16 protein-coding genes are annotated in these 16313 nt (G+C 59.4%); 2 read left to right on the top strand and 14 right to left on the bottom strand.

Annotation, left to right across the window (positions count from 1 at the left end):
• Positions 1 to 12: 12 nt before the first annotated feature.
• The 12 genes from GA0061100_RS27340 to GA0061100_RS27395 form a co-directional block, all read right to left on the bottom strand.
• Positions 13 to 999 carry a GlxA family transcriptional regulator gene (locus GA0061100_RS27340; protein ID WP_075856006.1) on the bottom strand — a complete coding sequence of 329 codons (987 nt, stop codon included), beginning with the start codon at positions 997 to 999 and terminating at the stop codon, positions 13 to 15.
• A gap of 26 nt (positions 1000 to 1025) precedes the next feature.
• Complete coding sequence (locus tag GA0061100_RS27345; protein WP_075856007.1) at positions 1026 to 2024, bottom strand: 4-hydroxyproline epimerase; 999 nt, start codon at positions 2022 to 2024, stop codon at positions 1026 to 1028.
• A 119-nt stretch (positions 2025 to 2143) separates the two neighbouring features.
• On the bottom strand, positions 2144 to 3001 hold the full coding sequence (locus tag GA0061100_RS27350; RefSeq protein WP_075856008.1) for an ABC transporter permease: 858 nt from the start codon (positions 2999 to 3001) through the stop codon (positions 2144 to 2146).
• Complete coding sequence (locus GA0061100_RS27355; RefSeq protein WP_075856009.1) at positions 2998 to 3846, bottom strand: ABC transporter permease; 849 nt, start codon at positions 3844 to 3846, stop codon at positions 2998 to 3000. Before GA0061100_RS27355 ends, GA0061100_RS27350 begins: the two co-directional genes overlap by 4 nt.
• A 14-nt stretch (positions 3847 to 3860) precedes the next feature.
• Entirely contained in the window at positions 3861 to 4952 is a 1092-nt protein-coding gene (locus GA0061100_RS27360) for a quaternary amine ABC transporter ATP-binding protein (RefSeq protein WP_075856010.1), read from the bottom strand.
• 87 nt (positions 4953 to 5039) lie between these two features.
• Positions 5040 to 5891, bottom strand: a complete 852-nt coding sequence (locus GA0061100_RS27365; protein ID WP_075856011.1) for a glycine betaine ABC transporter substrate-binding protein — start codon at positions 5889 to 5891, stop codon at positions 5040 to 5042.
• A gap of 79 nt (positions 5892 to 5970) precedes the next feature.
• Positions 5971 to 7317: an NAD(P)/FAD-dependent oxidoreductase gene (locus GA0061100_RS27370; protein ID WP_075856012.1), complete on the bottom strand. Its 1347-nt coding sequence runs from the start codon at positions 7315 to 7317 to the stop codon at positions 5971 to 5973.
• Positions 7314 to 8831, bottom strand: coding sequence for an aldehyde dehydrogenase (locus GA0061100_RS27375; protein WP_075856013.1), 1518 nt, complete (start codon positions 8829 to 8831; stop codon positions 7314 to 7316). Before GA0061100_RS27375 ends, GA0061100_RS27370 begins: the two co-directional genes overlap by 4 nt.
• Positions 8824 to 9735: a dihydrodipicolinate synthase family protein gene (locus tag GA0061100_RS27380; RefSeq protein ID WP_075856014.1), complete on the bottom strand. Its 912-nt coding sequence runs from the start codon at positions 9733 to 9735 to the stop codon at positions 8824 to 8826. The genes GA0061100_RS27375 and GA0061100_RS27380 overlap by 8 nt, the downstream gene beginning before the upstream one ends.
• A complete protein-coding gene (locus GA0061100_RS27385; protein ID WP_075856015.1) occupies positions 9732 to 10442 on the bottom strand; it encodes a GntR family transcriptional regulator in 711 nt (236 codons plus the stop codon). The genes GA0061100_RS27380 and GA0061100_RS27385 overlap by 4 nt, the downstream gene beginning before the upstream one ends.
• Before the next feature lie 422 nt (positions 10443 to 10864).
• Positions 10865 to 11185, bottom strand: coding sequence for a hypothetical protein (locus tag GA0061100_RS27390; protein WP_075856086.1), 321 nt, complete (start codon positions 11183 to 11185; stop codon positions 10865 to 10867).
• 190 nt (positions 11186 to 11375) lie between these two features.
• Positions 11376 to 12233, bottom strand: a complete 858-nt coding sequence (locus tag GA0061100_RS27395) for a 5-formyltetrahydrofolate cyclo-ligase (protein ID WP_342196506.1) — start codon at positions 12231 to 12233, stop codon at positions 11376 to 11378.
• On the opposite strand from GA0061100_RS27395, the gene GA0061100_RS27400 reads away from it, so the two are divergent.
• Together GA0061100_RS27400 and GA0061100_RS27405 are read left to right on the top strand one after the other, a co-directional pair.
• Positions 12175 to 13080 (top strand): LysR family transcriptional regulator, encoded by a 906-nt coding sequence (locus GA0061100_RS27400; RefSeq protein ID WP_075856017.1) that lies wholly within the window; start codon positions 12175 to 12177, stop codon positions 13078 to 13080. The two genes, GA0061100_RS27395 and GA0061100_RS27400, sit on opposite strands and share 59 nt — an antisense overlap.
• Positions 13081 to 13132: 52 nt before the next feature.
• On the top strand, positions 13133 to 14263 hold the full coding sequence (locus GA0061100_RS27405) for an HPP family protein (RefSeq protein WP_075856018.1): 1131 nt from the start codon (positions 13133 to 13135) through the stop codon (positions 14261 to 14263).
• Positions 14264 to 14389: 126 nt separating this feature from the next.
• Here the strand turns inward: GA0061100_RS27405 and GA0061100_RS27410 are convergent, their stop codons facing one another.
• Together GA0061100_RS27410 and GA0061100_RS27415 are read right to left on the bottom strand one after the other, a co-directional pair.
• Positions 14390 to 14737, bottom strand: coding sequence for a DUF488 domain-containing protein (locus GA0061100_RS27410; protein ID WP_075856087.1), 348 nt, complete (start codon positions 14735 to 14737; stop codon positions 14390 to 14392).
• Between the two features lie 98 nt (positions 14738 to 14835).
• On the bottom strand, positions 14836 to 16161 hold the full coding sequence (locus GA0061100_RS27415) for an NAD(P)/FAD-dependent oxidoreductase (RefSeq protein WP_075856019.1): 1326 nt from the start codon (positions 16159 to 16161) through the stop codon (positions 14836 to 14838).
• Between the last annotated feature and the right edge of the window lie 152 nt (positions 16162 to 16313).

Genomic DNA, 16313 nt, shown 5'->3' on the forward strand with positions numbered 1-16313 from the left:
TTGGCGGCGGCTTCAGGCGTGTGCGCGCCGTAACTCCGTGGGAGATTGCCCGAATAGCCGGCGAAAGAGCCTGGCAAAATGGGAGGCACTGTCGAAGCCGACCTCGAGTGCGATTTCAATGAGCGGCGCCTCCGTCTGGAGAACCAGCTGCTTGGCCCGTTCCATGCGAATGCGGGTGTAGACGGCTCCGGGAGAGGTTTTCATTTCCTCGGTGAACAGACGTTCGAGCTGCCGCCGGGATAAGCCGACCGATGCGGCGAGATCTTCAGTCGGCACCACGTCTTCGATATGACTTTCCATGGTGATCAGCACGGCTTTCAGGCGCGGATCCTGGCATTCGATCGCGAGTGGCTTGCGCGGCTGTATATCCAGCCCGGATCGGGCACGCTCGATCTGCAGCACTTCCAGCGCGTTTCGCTCGGCGTCTCGGCTGATATGACGTCTGACGAGAAAGGCAGCCATGTCGGCGGCACTGCTTCCGCCAGCGCATGATCCGCGGCTCCGATCGAGATTGAACAGGCGGTCGGAGCGCACGGGATTTTCGGGGAATTGCTCCCTGTAAGCCTGATAATGCAGCCAGCTGACGCAGGTCTGGTGTGCTTTCATCAAGCCAAGGCGTGCCAGAATGAACGTACCGGTGCAAACCCCGATCAGCGGGATCTTCTGGGCTGCAGCCTTCCTCAGATAGTCGGAGGTCTGATGGTCGATGGTGATGTCGGCATTCAAAAGCCCACCGACGACGACAATGTAGTGGAATTCCTTTGGATCGATAAAGTCCGACGTCGGTGCGACCTGAACACCGCAGCTCGACGTGATGAGATGTCGGGTGCTACCCAATACGTGCCAGTCGGCCAGCACTCTGCCCGATTTGTCGGCTTCATCGCTCGCCAATCTCAGCGTATCGACGAACAGAGCGAAGGCGGACAGCGTAAATGATCGTGCGAGGATGAATCCGACCTTCAAGGGATCGTGCTTAGCTTCTTGTTTGACGGATTTCATGCAATGCCTCGCCGGATCGACCTCTTTTATTTGATCTGGAAACCATAGGCCAAAGGATCTCGATCGTCGACGAAGATCGTGTTGTGGCCGATGATCCGCGCCCAACCTCCGACACTTGGCCTGATGCCCCTGAAATCTCCGACTTCAACCTCCGACTCGATACGTCCTTCGAATATCGTGCCGATCAGGCTCTCCTGGCGAAAGGTGTCGCCGACCTTCAGCCGGCCTTTGCCATGCAGTTGAGCGAGGCGTGCGGAGGTGCCGGTACCGCCGGGGGAGCGATCTATCGCCTTGTCGCCATAGAAAACCGCACCCCGCCCATCGGCTTTGTCGCTCGTCGGCGCGTCGCACCACAGGGCGTGGTGGACACCTCTTATTCTTTCATCCTCGGGATGAACCGGATTGCAGATCGGCTCGAGGGCATCGCGCAACTTCCTGCTGATGTCGACAATGTCATCACTCGACATACCATCCAATCCAGGCCAGTTCCTCTGCGGTTCGACGACAGCATAATAGTTGCCGCCATAGGCGACGTCGATCGTCAGTGTGCCGAACCCCGGCACATCGACTTCGACATCAGCCGCATGCAGGTAGCTTGCGACATTGAACATGCGGACGGCCTCGACGAATTCGCCGGGTTTGTCATAGTCGATATCCACGCGGCCCGCTGGCGTCTCGATGGAGAGCTTGCCGGGAATGCGTGGCCTGACGAGGCCCTCTTCGATCGCCGCCGTCACCAGACCGATCGTTCCGGCTCCGCACATGGGCAGACATCCGCTGACTTCGATGAAGATCACGGCAAAATCGCAGTCTTCACGATAGGCGGGATAGATGATGGCGCCGGACATGATGTCATGTCCACGCGGTTCGTACATCAAAGCCTTGCGAATCCAGTCATGATCGCGGACGAAAATTTCACGCCGCTCGGCGATCGGAAGATGCGGGAGCAAGGGGCCGCCACCTGCGACAAGCCGTACGGGATTGCCGCAGGTGTGGGAATCGATGCAGAAGAAACTGTGGCGCATGCGATGATCTTTCCGCTTAGAGCCATTCCAGGAAAAGTGCGTGAGCCGCTTTCCGTCCGGAATTGCGTGAAAACAGGAAGCTGGAGCGGTTCAGAGATTCCGTGAAAAGCTGAACCGTTCTAGCCGTGCTTTGCCGATGACCGGGCGCGATCCTGCAACGCACCCTTTGACAGCCTGTCGAGCAGGATGGCTATGGCGACGATCGCAAGCCCCGCCCGCAGACCAAGTCCCATTTCCATCCGGGTCAGGCCCCGCGTCACCTCGGCTCCAAGTCCGCCGGCTCCGACGAGCCCGGCAAGAACGACCATGGCCAGTGAAAGAAGAATGCACTGGTTGAGGCCGACAAGCAGCGTAGGCATTGCTGAGGGAATCTCGATCTTGAAGAGGATCGAGCGCGGCGGCGCGCCCGTGGCCTGTCCGAGTTCGAGAAGGTCCTGCGGCACCTGGTTGAACGCCAGCGTCGTCAGACGCAGCATGGGCGGCACGCCATAGACGATCGTCGCGATGATCGCCGGAACGCGGCCGAGACTGAAGATCATGACAGCCGGGATGAGATAGACCCAGGGCGGAACGGTCTGCATGATGTCGAGCAGCGGCCTGACAATCTTCTCGAAGGTCTTATAGCGCGAAGCAAGAATGCCGAGCGGGAAGGCGATCGAGACGGAGATGGCAACCGCGACCGTTACCAGAGCCAGCGTCTGCATGGATGCAGCCCAGAAGCCGGTGAACAGGCAGAAGGTAAGCGCGACGGCAGTCACTATCGCAACCCTTATGTTGATGACAAAGGCTGCGAAAAGCACGGCTATGGCAATCACCGCATAAGGTGGCAGGTAAAGAAGCGCCGATTCGATCCCGCCGAGCACCGCTTCGATAAGCTTGGTGATGCCTTCGAAGACCGGATGAAAGTTTGTGTTTAGCCAATCCACGACGGGAGCAAGATAGATACCGGGCGAAAACCGGAGAAGATCGAGGTTCATCTTGCACCTGCCTTGGCGCGGCCAGCCGCGCTCTGTGTCAATCTGTCGAGTACCATCGTCAGGATGACGATCGCGATTGCAGCGTTGATGGACGTGGCCATATCAAGCGTGCGCACGGCGCTGTAGATGGTTTCGCCGAGGCCGCCGGAGCCGACGATGCCTGCAATCACAACCATGCCGAATGCCATCATCAAGCTCTGGTTAATGCCCGCCAAAACACTCGGGATGGCAAATGGCAGCCTGATCTTCGTAAACATCTGCCATGGCGTCAGGCCGCTCGCCTGTCCCAATTCTATAAAGGCTGGCGGTGTCATGCGGATGCCGAGTGAGGTCAGGCGAATGGCGGGCGGCATCGCCACGATGAAGGTCGCAACGAGCGCCGTCGCGGGGCCGAAGCCGAGAAGGGCAATCGCCGGGAGAAGGTAGATATACGGCGGCAATGTCTGAATGAGGTCGAGGACCGGCTCCAAGGCCCTGTCGAACCACCGTATGAAGCCAGCGGCAATACCGATCGGAATTCCGATGGCAAGCGCGAGTATGGTGGCGGTGGTGACGAGCGCAAGCGTGCTCATGGTTTCGTTCCACAATCCCATGACTGCGCAGAAGAACAGGCCCAGCCCAGCCAATATGGCGGACAAAGCGCTGATCAGACGCCATGCGAGAAGCGCGACGATGACCACGATGACGTAGAATGGCGCCGAATGAAGCAGCCAGAGGACGCCGTTGTAGGTTCCCTCGAGGATCGCCCTCAAGGGAGTGAACAGCCAGTCGCCGTTGTCGCTGATCCAGCCCAGCGCGTCATCGGTCCAGGCATCGAAAGTATCCGCAATGACCGAGATGTCCATTTTCGTATGTCCTTCTACGCCGGCATTTGCTCTGGCACCGGAGATCCGGCGACGCCGCGAAGCAATCCGCGCGTGGTGACGACACCGACAATGGAACCATTGTCGACCACTGCCACAGCATCGCGATCCGACTTCATCGTAAGGTCTATGAGTTCGCCGATATCCGCCTCAGGAGAGGTCTTCAGGAGCGCATCCACATCATGCTGCGGCTGCAGGCTCCTGTATTCTGCGATCGACTGCATGACAGAATGGGCCTTGACGAGATGAATCCTTGATATGCCCGCAACGAAGTCGGCGACGTAGTCGTCGGCAGGTTTCGTTACGATCTCTTCCGCGGTTCCCACCTGAACGATGACGCCGTCCTTCATGATGGCGATGCGGTCGCCGATGCGAATGGCTTCTTCGAGATCGTGCGTGATGAAGACAGCGGACTTGCCGAGCGACTTCGTCAGTTCCCGGAACTCATCCTGCAACTGGCGGCGAATAAGGGGGTCAAGCGCGCTGAACGGCTCGTCCATGAGAATGATCTCGGGATCGGCCGCCAGAGCACGGGCCAGGCCGACGCGCTGCTGCATCCCACCCGATAGTTCCGAGGGATACCTGGAGGTCCAGTCGGAAAGGCCAACCTTGTCGAGTGCTGCGCGGGCCGTCGCGTTGCGTTCGTCCTTCGGAACGCCACGGACCTCCAATCCGAAAGCAGCATTCTCGAGAACGGTGCGATTTGGAAGCAGCGCCACACTCTGGAACACCATGCCGATATTGCGGGCGCGCATGTCGCGCAGCTCCGCCGCATTCAGCCTGGCAATTTCCTTGCCCTTGATCGTGATCCTGCCGAGGCTCGGTTCGATAAGGCGGTTGAGAAGGCGGACCAGGGTGGATTTTCCGCTTCCCGAGAGGCCCATGATGCAGAAGATCTCGCCGCGATGGACCTGGAGATGGGCATCGGAGACACCGACGACACAGTTGAATTCCTGAAGCACCTGCTTCTTGGAGAGGCCACGTTCGGAAACGGCCTTCACAGCGGCGGTCGCACGCGCACCGAAAATCTTCCAGACGTTCTGGCAATCGACCAGGACTTCACCGGTGTTATCCATGACAGTGTTCATTGTATTCCCCACGCGGCCAGTCCATTGCCGGCCTGTTCGTATTCGTTGAGGGATGCGGGCCGCCGTCAGGGCGGCCCGCTGTCGGGATCATTCGCCCTTGATATTCTCCCACCGCTTCAGGAGATCGGCATGGCTGGTGGTCCAGTCCTTGATGGCATCGTCCATCGTCTTGCCGTCATTCACAGCGCTGTTGATGGCGGTGATGTCGGCAAGCGGCACATAGACACTGGCAATGACTTCACGAGCATGCGGATAATCGGCGGAGAAACCCTTCTTGCCGATCCAGTAGTAGCTCTGCGGCGGCGGGAAGATGCCCTTGGGGTCCTTCAGGAATTTCACGTCGTATTTCTGCATCATCCAGGACGGCTCCCAGATCGTCACAGCGATCCACTCCTTCCGGTCGACGGCTGACTTCAGGGCCGCGGTCATGGCTGCGGTGCTGCCTTCGACGAGCTGCAGTTTCAGATCATAGCCCTTAACGGCGTTGGCGGTATCGCGCATCAGGCCCGAACCCGGCTCGATGCCGACGATTTTGCCGCCGAACTTGTCGGCATTGGCGTTCAGCTGGTCCATGGAGTCGATCGGTACATATTTAGGTACGGCGACGCCCTGGAACAGGCCATGTGAAACGGGCGAGATCTTCTCGAGGCGCTTCTTGTTCTTGTCCCAATAGTCCTGCGCGACGTAATCGGTCTGAGAGGCGAGGATCTGGATGTCACCCTTGCCGAGTGCTGCATAGGCGATGCCCCATTCGGAAAACGGCACGACCTTCACGGTATAGCCGGCGTCTTCCAGCACCTTTTTGGTAATGCCGGTGATCGGTGTCAGGTCTTCCCACGACATCGTGCCCACGGTGATGCTCTTTTCTTCGGCATGGGCGGAAAATGCGGTCATTCCGACCATCGCGGCTGCGCAGAGCGCCTTCCACAAAGTCTTCATTTTTCTTAACTCCTAGTTTTCGTTCCCATTTTTTTGAAGACCTGCGGTCGGCTCAGTCTTCATATTGCGCGGCAAGGGATCATCCCTCGCGGCCTGCGCGCAATTCCTGCAAACGGATCACCGAATTGATGCCGAGCCATGCGAAGGGCTCGGGTGGCAGCCTAGATGGCGCCGCGTGATCCATATATTGTTCGAGATGCCGGGACGCTGTTCCCGTCGCCAGTTCAGCCGCCATCATGCCGGCAAGTGTGCTCTTGACGGTGCCGAGCCCGTTTTCGCAGCACGCCGAATAAAGTCCGTCCTCGATTTCGCCGAATGCCGGCACATGGTTCCGGCTGAGGCAGAGACGCCCGGCCCAGCTGTGTTCGAAGGGGATGTCCTTTAGCCCGGGAAACCGCGCATCGAGCGAACTCCTATGCTCTTCGGCCATTTTGGCCATTCGCCGATCAGAAACGGTGATCGCCGTTTCGTAGGTGTATTTCGTTCGAATGACGATGCGCGACTGTCCGTCCGTGGTGATCTTTCGCACCGTCGCACCCATGGCATCGGCCGGAAGCAGCGCCCATTTGTCCCGTCCCATGACCTTTCGGCCGAGGTTTTCGGCCGAAAATGGTGCCGTCATCGAGGCATAGGCAAAGATGTGCATGAGACGGCCGCCGAAGTGACCGAAGTCCGTGATGTGACCGTTGACGCCCAGGATGACGTTCGGGGCCGTGACCTTGCCTCGGGTGGAGGCGGCGATCCAGGCTCCATTCTCGCGCGTTAGGGAGATGACGGGTGAGTGCTCGAAGATGTCGAGCCTGTGCGACAGCCCTGCGGCAAACGCGCGAACATAGTCGGCCGGCTGGATCAGGACGGCGCCTGGCGTGAAGAGGCCGCCGAGATAATAGTCGGAGCCGGTAATTTCGCGCATTTCGGCGGCGTCGAAAAACATGTGCTTCTCGCCCGCGCTCCTCAAGGATTGGCCGAAGCTGACGTTCAGCTTCATTCCACGCGCAGTCGCGGCGGCGTTGATCTTGCCCGCGGGATCGAAAGTCTCGGGCGACATGCCGTATTCGTCAGCGGCTTCTTTCGCAAAGGCGATCGCAGTCCGGTTCTGAGCCATCTCCAAGCGAGTGGCGTCCAGGCCGCCACTCGAATATTCGCTCGATGACAGGTTATGCGGGACATCGATCATGAAGCCGGAATTGCGGCCCGATGTGCCCTTGCCGACCTCGCTTGCGTCAAGCACGACGATCTTGTCGTCGGGTCGGAGCTGCAGCAGCCGGCGAGCGGCTGAGAGCCCGGCAAAGCCCGCACCGATGATCAGCCAGTCCGCGGTCACGTTGCCTTCCAGGCTCCGGACCGGGAGAGAACGTTTGCTGATCGCCTCCCAGCCCGAGACGCCGTTTTCTGCCGGCATACGCTTGACGGACGTCGTGGTCATCGGATCGTCTCGTCCACGGAGCGGTCGGAGACATCGATCCAGATCGTCTTCAGTTCGCAATAATTGTCGTGCGCGAAGATCGACTTGTCGCGGCCGCCGAAGCCGGATTCCTTATAGCCGCCGAACGGTGTCGTCGCGTCGCCCTCGCCGAAGCAGTTGACGGTGACGAGGCCAGCCCGGATGTCACGTGACAGCCGGATCGCATTCTTCAGGCTGCCGGTATAGACCGACGCCGTCAGACCATAATTGGTGTCGTTGGCGAGAGCGACAGCTTCCGCCAGCGTGTTGAATGTCGTCACCGACAGGATCGGCCCGAAGATTTCTTCCCTGAATAGCCGGCTTGCGGCCGTGACACCATCGACCACCGTTGGTTCGACGAAGATGCCGCCATGTGTTTCGCCGCCATACGCGATCGTTAGCTTCTCGCTTTTGACGTCATCGAGGAAGGAGGTGACCTTCTCATAGTGGTTCTTACTGACCAGCGCGCCGATGCGGTTGTCCGGATCAAGCGGATCGCCGGTTTTCCACTCGCGCATATAGGCACCGATGCGCTTTAGCAGCTCGTCCTTGATCTTGGCGTGGACGATGAGGCGTGAATTCGCGCTGCAGTTTTCGCCCATGTTCCAGAAGGCACCGTTGACCACCTGCTCGGCTACGAGATCGAGATCTTCGGCATCTTCCAGTACTACGGCCGGGTTCTTGCCGCCGCATTCGAGCACGACCTTCTTGAGGTTGGAATCGGCGGAATAATGCAGGAAGCGACGGCCTGTTGGTGTCGAGCCGGTAAAGGCCACCATGTCGACATCCATGTGCAGGCCCAGCGGCTCGCCGACATCCTTGCCGCCGCCGGTGACGACATTGAAGACGCCGGCAGGGATGCCTGCCTCATATGCAAGCTCTGCGACGCGCAGCGTGGTCAGCGTCGTCTCCTGCGCGGGCTTGACGATGACGGAGCAGCCGGCAGCCAGCGCCGGGCCGATCTTCCAGGCGAGCATCAGCAGCGGGAAGTTCCAGGGCAGCACGCAGCCGACGACACCGATCGGCTCGCGCACCACCATCGCCAGCGCATTCGGGCCGACCGGATTGGTGTTGTCGTAGAGCTTGTCGATCGCCTCGGCGTGCCAACGAAGGGTGTGGATGGTGTCGGGCACGTCGACGGTCTGGCACTCGCGCACCGGCTTGCCGCTGTCGAGGCTTTCCATGACCGCCAGTTCGTGGCGGTTCTCTTCGAGCAGCCTGGCGAACTTGATCAGCGTTGCCTTGCGCTCGCCTGGCGGCAGCTGACGCCAGCGGCCATCCTCGAAGGCCCCTCTTGCCCTGAGTACGGCGTAGTCGACGTCGCTGGCATCACAGGCGGCAACGTTGGCCAGGAGCTCGCCGGTTGCCGGGTTCGTGGTCTTGAACGTCTTGCCGGAATTGGCGGGACGGAAGGCGCCGTCGATGAAGGCATTCGTCGGGAATTGGAGGCCGGCGGCGATCGCCTTGTATTCGGCTGCGGTCAAGGGTTCATGCATGATTGGCTCCCGACGTGATCTGGGCGACCGTGCGCTTCAAGGTGGCGACGACAGTCTGGAGGGTTCTCTTTTCCTCGGAGGTCATTCCGCGTAGCGGCGCGCGGACCGGACCTGCCTTGAGGCCGATGATCTCGCAGCCATGTTTGATCGATTGCACGAACTTGCCGGTTTCGAGAAAATCCATCAGCGGCAGCATCGCCGTCATGATGGCGCGGCCCTTGTCGAAATTCTTCTCGAGCACGCAGGCTTCGTAGAGCGCAACATGTTCGCGCGGCAGGAAATTGGAGCCGGCGCAGACCCAGCTTTTTGCACCCCAGGCGAAGAATTCGAGGGCTTGGTCATCCCAGCCGCAAGACAGTGCGATGTGAGGAAATTTCCGTGCCAGCAGATGGACGTTTGCCATCTCCCCAGAACTTTCCTTGATCGCTCTCACATTCTTAGATTTGCCGACACGCGAGAAATATTCGTCGCTCATCATCACGCCCATGCGGGCGGGATAGTTGTAGAGCATGATCGGCAGGTTGGCGGCGCGGTCGACCGTCAATGCGTGAATGGCGTTTTCCTTCTCCGTCGGCAGGGCATAGGGTGGCGACGTCACGAGGATTGCATCCGCGCCGATCTCCTTTGCTGCTGCGGCATAGGCGACCGAGTCCTCGGTACGGGTTGCCCCGGTACCAACGATCAGCGGCAGACGGTTTGCGATGACCTGCTTGGCGTAGGCAGCGAGATCGAACCGTTCCTGCATGGATTGGGCATAATATTCGCCCGTGGAGCCGCCGATGATGATGCCGTGGACCTTGGCTTCGACGAGCGATTCCAGCACGGCTGCGAATGCAGCCTTGTCTATCTGGCCGTCCGGTCCATGCGGCGTGATCGCCGGGGTGTAGATGCCTTCGAAATTCAAGACGATTTCTCCATCGATGCGACGGGCACTTCGACGAGCGCATCCGCCTTCATTCCTTGCGGCGCGATGAACATTTCCATGTTCTCGCGCGACAGCTCCCAATGCTCGAAGACCAGGTCTACGACGGTGTCCTCATCATGCCGCGCGATCGCCTCGATGAAGCCGTCATGATGCTCCACGGCGAGTTGAAGTCGCTCGCGCATGTCGTCGTTCTTCGGCCGGAAGAAGGTGTGGCCGATCCGTGCATGGTCGATCAGCAGGCGGCCCAGGCTCGGCTGCAGATAGGCGTTGAACGACATTTCGCCGATGATTTCGTGGAAGCGATTGTTCTCGAGCACCATGGCGAGAGCATCGCCCGAGGTGCTGGCCGTCCGGAACCGATCCTGCGTTTCCTTCAGATCCACGAGTTGCTTCGGCTTGAAATTCTGCACCGCGAGCCGGCCGATCGCGGCATAGATCATCGGCGCCACCAGGAAGAAGTGCCTGAGGGTCTGATGGTTCATTGGGCTGACGCGTGCGCCGCGGTTAGCCCGGATGTCGATATAGCCTTCGCCTTCGAGGCGCCGGAAGATTTCGCGGACGGGTGTGCGCGAGAGGCCGTATTGCTCGCTGAGACTGACTTCGTCCAAATCCTGGTCAGGATCGAGCTCCATCGTCAGAATTTGACGTTTCAGATCGTCGTAAAGACTGCTCTTCCCGCCCTTCATTGCGACCTCCTCCTTGGGATTTGCAGGGAATTGAACCCGTCGGTTCCTGCTGATGGAAGAAAGGTCGCACAGGCCGATCATTGATTCAATAAAATTGTATAATCTGAGTACACAATAGATGTTGTGAAAAAATACAATCCTGTTTTTGTTGCCGAATGCGCGGAGCAGCGGGGCTTTTCGCGAAAATCGCCACTCGGATGTCAGAGGGAATTGATCCGGCTCTTCGGATTTCACCGACCGGAGGCGTATGAAGGGCGAGCAGTGATGTGACCGCGGTGCGGACTTGCCATCTGGCAATCACGCACGTGTTCCCATCGCTAATTCTCTGTGCTCAAGGCAGGTCAGCTGAAGCCGAGCGGGATTTGCCGTGATCCCTTAGATGACGCAGGGCGTCATGGCGTCCGATGCCGATTTGGTGGGCATCAGTGGCTCAATGCATGCGCTGTAAATTGGAGATAGGCCGCAAGGCTGACAGCGGAAAGCGCCACAATGGCAATGGGTTGGGAGAGGTTCTTGCTGATGGCCGCAAGCAGCAGACCGAGCACGACGATGGCGCCTCCCAGCAACGGTCCCTTGTCGGCAAACGACAATGCAAGGGCGGTCAGGCTGACGGTCGCTGCGACCATCGTAACCGGCATCTGGTATTGAAGACAGTCGCCGCGGCTTGTGAACGTGAGCAGAAATCTATTCCAGCTCAAACCGAGGGAAATGCTCAAAAGTAGCGGCGGGAGAATGGACAGCATGAATATCGTCTCTTCCGATGGATCGATCGTGAAGACGCAATTCATGTGCCAATAGGTGCAGGTGTTGATCTGGCGCAATAAACCGGAGTGCGGCCATAAATCTCTGCTCGTTTGTGCGGCGATCTGCCGCTCTGTTTAGCACCTCATCGGAATCGATAGGCCCAAGACCAACAGGAAAAGGGCATTGAACTCATCGATAACGCAGTCCTGCTTGCGTGATGATCACGTCCATCGGAATGTCATGGGCAAGCGGATGGATGGTGTCGATCCTCTGCGCTTCGAATCCGACGCCGATGACCAAAGGCTTGCGCTCGAGGGCAGCAAGGGTTCTGTCGAAAAATCCGCCTCCATAACCAAGACGGTAACAAGCTGAATCGAAGCCGACCAGCGGTGCTATGACGATATCTGGGGCCGCTTCCTTACCCTCTGCCGGCACTGGAATGTTCCATACCCCGCGTTCAAGCCGCTCCCCCGTTTTCCATGATCGGAATATCAAGGGCCTTGCCTTGGCAACGACGACGGGCAACAGGCAGTTCGCGCCACGCTTCGTCAAGGCCGCCATCCATCCTCTCAGGTCCGGCTCTCCCGAAAACGGCCAGAACAGGCTGATGTGTCTGCCGTCGATATCGGTAACAATCTGATCGAGATGAGCAGTAATCACGCCTGTATAGTCTTCGCGCTTTGCGAGCGGCAGCGCCTTTCGTTCGCCGATCAGTCTTTGCCGTTCAGCCTTTCGCCACGCGAAAATATCCGAGATCCGGCCCTCGTCGGGTGAGATGCCGCTATAGGCTGGGTCGACCTCGTGCAGCATGCAGGCAGGCGACGCGTATTCACGGATCGCTTCGTCCGCTTGATGTCGATCTGATTTTGCCATCCGCTCTTTCGCGCTCCCATTCCATGGCTTGATACCGAAACATGCTTGAGCTGCGACAATGATTTCAATATAGGGAATGATAAGATAACTTAATTCCTCAATCGAGATCTTTTCGTTGGACCTTTCATCAATCGAGATCTTCCTTGCCGTGGCTAGCGACCGCAGCGTGACCAAGGCTGCGAAGGCCGTGGGGCGCGTGCCGTCGAATGTGACGACACGTATCCAGCAGCTGGAAGACTATCTGGGCGTCCTGCTCTTCAGCCGCGACGGCAAGAAGATGACGCTGACGAAGGAAGGCGAGACCTTTCAGGTCTATGCCAATCGACTTGCCGCGCTTGCGCTGGAGGCGCGTCAGGCAGTCAGGCCCCAGCGCCCGTCGGGCACATTGCGCTTGGGAACGATGGAAAGCACGGCGGCAAGCCGACTGCCTGCCGCACTTAGCCAGTTCAATCATATGTGGCCGGATGTATCGCTCCAGCTGACACTTGGCGCTTCCCGCGAGCTTGCTCAAGGTGTTCTGCGCGACGCTTTGGACTGCGCGTTGATCGCCCGGCCGCCAAAAGCGATGCTGGATGAAGATCCAAGTTTTGCGGCTGAACTCACGCGGCTCGAGGCCGAACCGGTATTTGTCGAGGATTTGTTGCTCCTGCTGCCATCCGGGCATCCATCGATCCGATCGGCCGCCGATTTGCGCGTGGGATCGATTGCTGCCCTGGAGCCTGGATGCACTTATCGCAGGATTGCAGAAGGCTGGGCGCGCAAGTCGAGCGCTTTGCCGACGACCGAGCTTGGCTCCTATCATGCCATCCTGGCCAGTGTGGCGACCGGCAACGCGGCTGGTGTCATGCCAAGGTCGGTTCTCGATCTCATGCACTGGCCGACGCCATCAGCGACACACCGGCTCGCTACTGTCGACACGATCCTTATCTCCCGCAAGAATGATCGCCCGAGTTCGTTCGATGCGTTTCATGAAGTCCTCGGCGCCGCCAAGGGCAAGAGCCTGTCGCTCGTGCCGAACTAGCCGGCGTCCCGTCGTTCTCCAAGGAATACCCTTCTCTCAAACTGGTTTCATCATGCAGCATCCAGAGTCCCACAAGGCGGGGTCCAGCCGGTTTCGCCTGTTTTCCCCGATCCTCGCCGGAGCCACCTTGCGCGAGCGGCTGATCGCGTGCCTTGGCGCCTTGATCGGCATTGGCCTTACCGGAGTCATCAGCGGCTATCTATTCGGGCAGGGGCCGCATCTTCCGCTCATCGTAGCGCCGATGGGGGCGTCTGCGGTGCTGCTTTTCGCGGTTCCGGCAAGCCCGCTTGCCCAGCCGTGGTCGATTATCGGCGGCAACACCATTTCAGCCCTGATGGGTATCATCGCCGCCTATCTCATTCACGATCCGATCATCGCAATCGGGGTCGGCGTTTCGCTTGCAATCGGAGCGATGTCATTTACGCGATGCCTGCATCCGCCAGGGGGGGCCGCCGCCTTGACCGCCGTTCTCGGCGGCCCGGTCGTCGCGGGCTGGGGCTTCCTGTTTCCGTTCGTGCCGGTTGCCTTGAACTCCTGCATACTCGTCGGCCTCGGACTTGTGTTTCACAAGCTCTCCAGACGCAATTATCCGCATGTCGTCGCAAAGCCCGCCGAGAATACCCATCAGACACGCGATCTGCCGCCGCCCTTGCGGGTAGGCTTTCGTGAGGAGGACGTCGATACTGCGCTGGGCGTGCTTGACGAGACCTTCGATATCGATCGCGCAGACCTCAGCCGCCTCTTGCGGCAGGTCGAATTGCAGGCAGCGGTGCGTTCGCATGGAGACATAAGCTGCGCCGACATCATGTCGCGCGATGTCATTGCCATCGGCGAGGATGCCGAGCCGGACCACGCACGGCATCTTCTGCTGAAGCACAATATTCGCACATTGCCGGTGAAGGATCGGGAAGGTCGCCTGATCGGCACGATCGGCTTGCGCGAACTCTCCGGAAGTCTCGATACCATCGCGAACGCCATATCGAAACCGGCTGTTGCCGATGCTGCCGATCCCGCCTTGTCGCTATTGCCCGTTCTGACGGACGGACGCACGCATGCAGTCATCGTCGTTGATGCTGACTGGCGCGTCCTCGGGCTGATATCGCAGACGGATCTTTTGAGCGCCATGGCACGGCTTCTGCCGACCAGGAATGCCCCGGCGCGAGTAGTCGCTGGAAGCCGGTGAGGTGTTTCGACGTAAGGGATGAAATGTCGGCGTCTGAGCGCAGCCGTCCGTGCCCTGACGCGACTGCTGATTATCACGATTTCCCGACATTCGTCGAACCAAGCCCTAGGGCGAATGCGGGACGATCTAACGCTTGGCGATGAAGTCCATGAGAGCGACGGCGTTATTGTGCTCGCTGTCTCTCGCACCATAGAGAAGCGTGGCAGTCGATTGTCCGATCTGCTCTCTAAGCTCATCCAGTGCCTTGGAGTTCCTCTTTAACTCATCCTGATAGCGGTGGCGAAACTCATCCCATTTTTTTGGATCGTGACCGAACCAGCGTCGCAGCTCGGCGCTTGGAGCGATATCCTTCAGCCAGGCATCAATATGGGCGTCGTTCTTGCTGATGCCGCGAGGCCATAGACGGTCGACCAGGATACGCTTGCCGTCGCCATCATCGGCGGGTTCGTAAACTCGTTTGATGCGTAAAAGCATGTCCATCGCCTTTCCGGGGCGGCTGCCCCTTGTCGATGATAACATCCGTCCGCAGAAGCTTGGTCAATAATCAGGAGAGCGGCGTTGCTTTTTGTGTTTTAGAAATCAGCGACCTTGCCCCAAACGGATGAGGCAAAACGGCTTGGGTGATAGGGCAGCGGATCGACGATCGGCGCAGCACCGGTCACGATGTCGGCAATCAGATGGCCCGCACCAGGTCCGATTCCAAAGCCATGGCCAGAAAATCCCGCGGCGAGGATGAAACCGGGAAGGGTAGCGATCTCTCCAATGCCGGGAACACCGTCCGGCGTACTGTCGATATAGCCCGCCCAGGCGGCAGTGATCTTGGTCTTTTGAAGCTCCGGCAGGAGTTCCAGCGCCCTTGCATGCGTCAGTTCGATCGTCGCATGATCCGGCTTCGGATCGAGAATGCGCATACGCTCCATCGGCGTTGCCCGGTCGAGCCGCCAGCGCTTCAAGGATTCGTGGCCGGAGCGAAAGCCTTCGAGCCCGCCGGGCGAAAGGCTCTTTCGCCGCTTGAGGAACATGGGAATGAATTGCGATGAGAACCGCAATTGTTGCGGTGTCACATCCACCCGGCCGCGACCGCTGATGGCCAGCGTATAGCCGCCGTCGCCGCGACGCGTGACCGACACGCCGCTGGTGTGCAAGGCATCGGGCAATCCTTCGGCGCCGGCCGAAACGGCCAGAATGGACGAGCGAACGGAGGCTTGAGGAAAGCGGATGCCCAACTGCCGGCAGAAGGCGGAAGCCCAGGCGCCACCGGCAAGGATCGCCGTCTTGGTGCGGATCGTGCCGCTCTCGGTGATCACACCGCTGACGCGCCCTGCCTCTGTTTCCAGGCCGCGGGCAGCGCAATTCTGATGAACGGTGCTGCCGAGCTTCTTGATCGCGCGGGCCACCGCCGGGGCCGCATTGGCCGGATCGGCAATTCCATCGGTCGGCGAGAAGACCCCGCCTTTCCAGATGCGCCCCGTGGCACGGCCGCGCTCGGTCGCAGCAGCGCCGTCGAGCATATGTGTCGTGACACCAACCGTTTTGGCAAAGTCATGCCAGCGCGCCCAACCGGCGATCTCCTGTTCGTCATTGCTGAGATAGAATAGGCCGCAGCGGCGGAAACCCGTGTCTTCGCCGCTTTCAGTGGCAAAACGCTCCCACAGATCAAGGCTTTTTGTTGCGATCGGCAGCTCCCGCCCGTCGCGATTCTGCTGCCGGCACCATCCCCAATTACGGCTGGATTGCTCCGCGCCGATCAGGCCTTTTTCGACAAGCGCGACGCGCAGGCCCGACCGTGCGAGATAATATGCGGCGAAGACACCGACAATCCCCCCGCCGATCACGACGGCATCGGCGGACTTCGGCAATATCGGCGAGCTTTCGATAAGGCAAAGCGGTGCAGGCATGCGCGATCTCCCGGTTCACCCAAATCTACTCCATTGCTTCGCCAGACGTTGCCGGAGATTGTCAGCCTGCCAAATTTTATGCCGCGATTGATGCCGTCTATAAACTATTGTGCTTCAAGGGAGATTTGTCTTCCTGATAGACATGTCCGGGC

It is taken from the genome of Martinezella hainanensis (genome assembly GCF_900094555.1).
GTDB classification, from domain to species: Bacteria; Pseudomonadota; Alphaproteobacteria; order Rhizobiales; family Rhizobiaceae; genus Rhizobium; species Rhizobium hainanense.

Bases quoted from the DNA above. Each gene is read 5' to 3' on its own strand.
- GA0061100_RS27340 (WP_075856006.1), bottom strand. From the start codon at position 999: ATGAAATCCGTCAAACAAGAAGCTAAGCACGATCCCTTGAAGGTCGGA.
- GA0061100_RS27345 (WP_075856007.1), bottom strand. From the start codon at position 2,024: ATGCGCCACAGTTTCTTCTGCATCGATTCCCACACCTGCGGCAATCCC.
- GA0061100_RS27350 (WP_075856008.1), bottom strand. From the start codon at position 3,001: ATGAACCTCGATCTTCTCCGGTTTTCGCCCGGTATCTATCTTGCTCCC.
- GA0061100_RS27355 (WP_075856009.1), bottom strand. From the start codon at position 3,846: ATGGACATCTCGGTCATTGCGGATACTTTCGATGCCTGGACCGATGAC.
- GA0061100_RS27360 (WP_075856010.1), bottom strand. From the start codon at position 4,952: ATGAACACTGTCATGGATAACACCGGTGAAGTCCTGGTCGATTGCCAG.
- GA0061100_RS27365 (WP_075856011.1), bottom strand. From the start codon at position 5,891: ATGAAGACTTTGTGGAAGGCGCTCTGCGCAGCCGCGATGGTCGGAATG.
- GA0061100_RS27370 (WP_075856012.1), bottom strand. From the start codon at position 7,317: ATGACCACGACGTCCGTCAAGCGTATGCCGGCAGAAAACGGCGTCTCG.
- GA0061100_RS27375 (WP_075856013.1), bottom strand. From the start codon at position 8,831: ATGCATGAACCCTTGACCGCAGCCGAATACAAGGCGATCGCCGCCGGC.
- GA0061100_RS27385 (WP_075856015.1), bottom strand. From the start codon at position 10,442: ATGAAGGGCGGGAAGAGCAGTCTTTACGACGATCTGAAACGTCAAATT.
- GA0061100_RS27390 (WP_075856086.1), bottom strand. From the start codon at position 11,185: ATGCTGTCCATTCTCCCGCCGCTACTTTTGAGCATTTCCCTCGGTTTG.
- GA0061100_RS27405 (WP_075856018.1), top strand. From the start codon at position 13,133: ATGCAGCATCCAGAGTCCCACAAGGCGGGGTCCAGCCGGTTTCGCCTG.
- GA0061100_RS27410 (WP_075856087.1), bottom strand. From the start codon at position 14,737: ATGCTTTTACGCATCAAACGAGTTTACGAACCCGCCGATGATGGCGAC.
- GA0061100_RS27415 (WP_075856019.1), bottom strand. From the start codon at position 16,161: ATGCCTGCACCGCTTTGCCTTATCGAAAGCTCGCCGATATTGCCGAAG.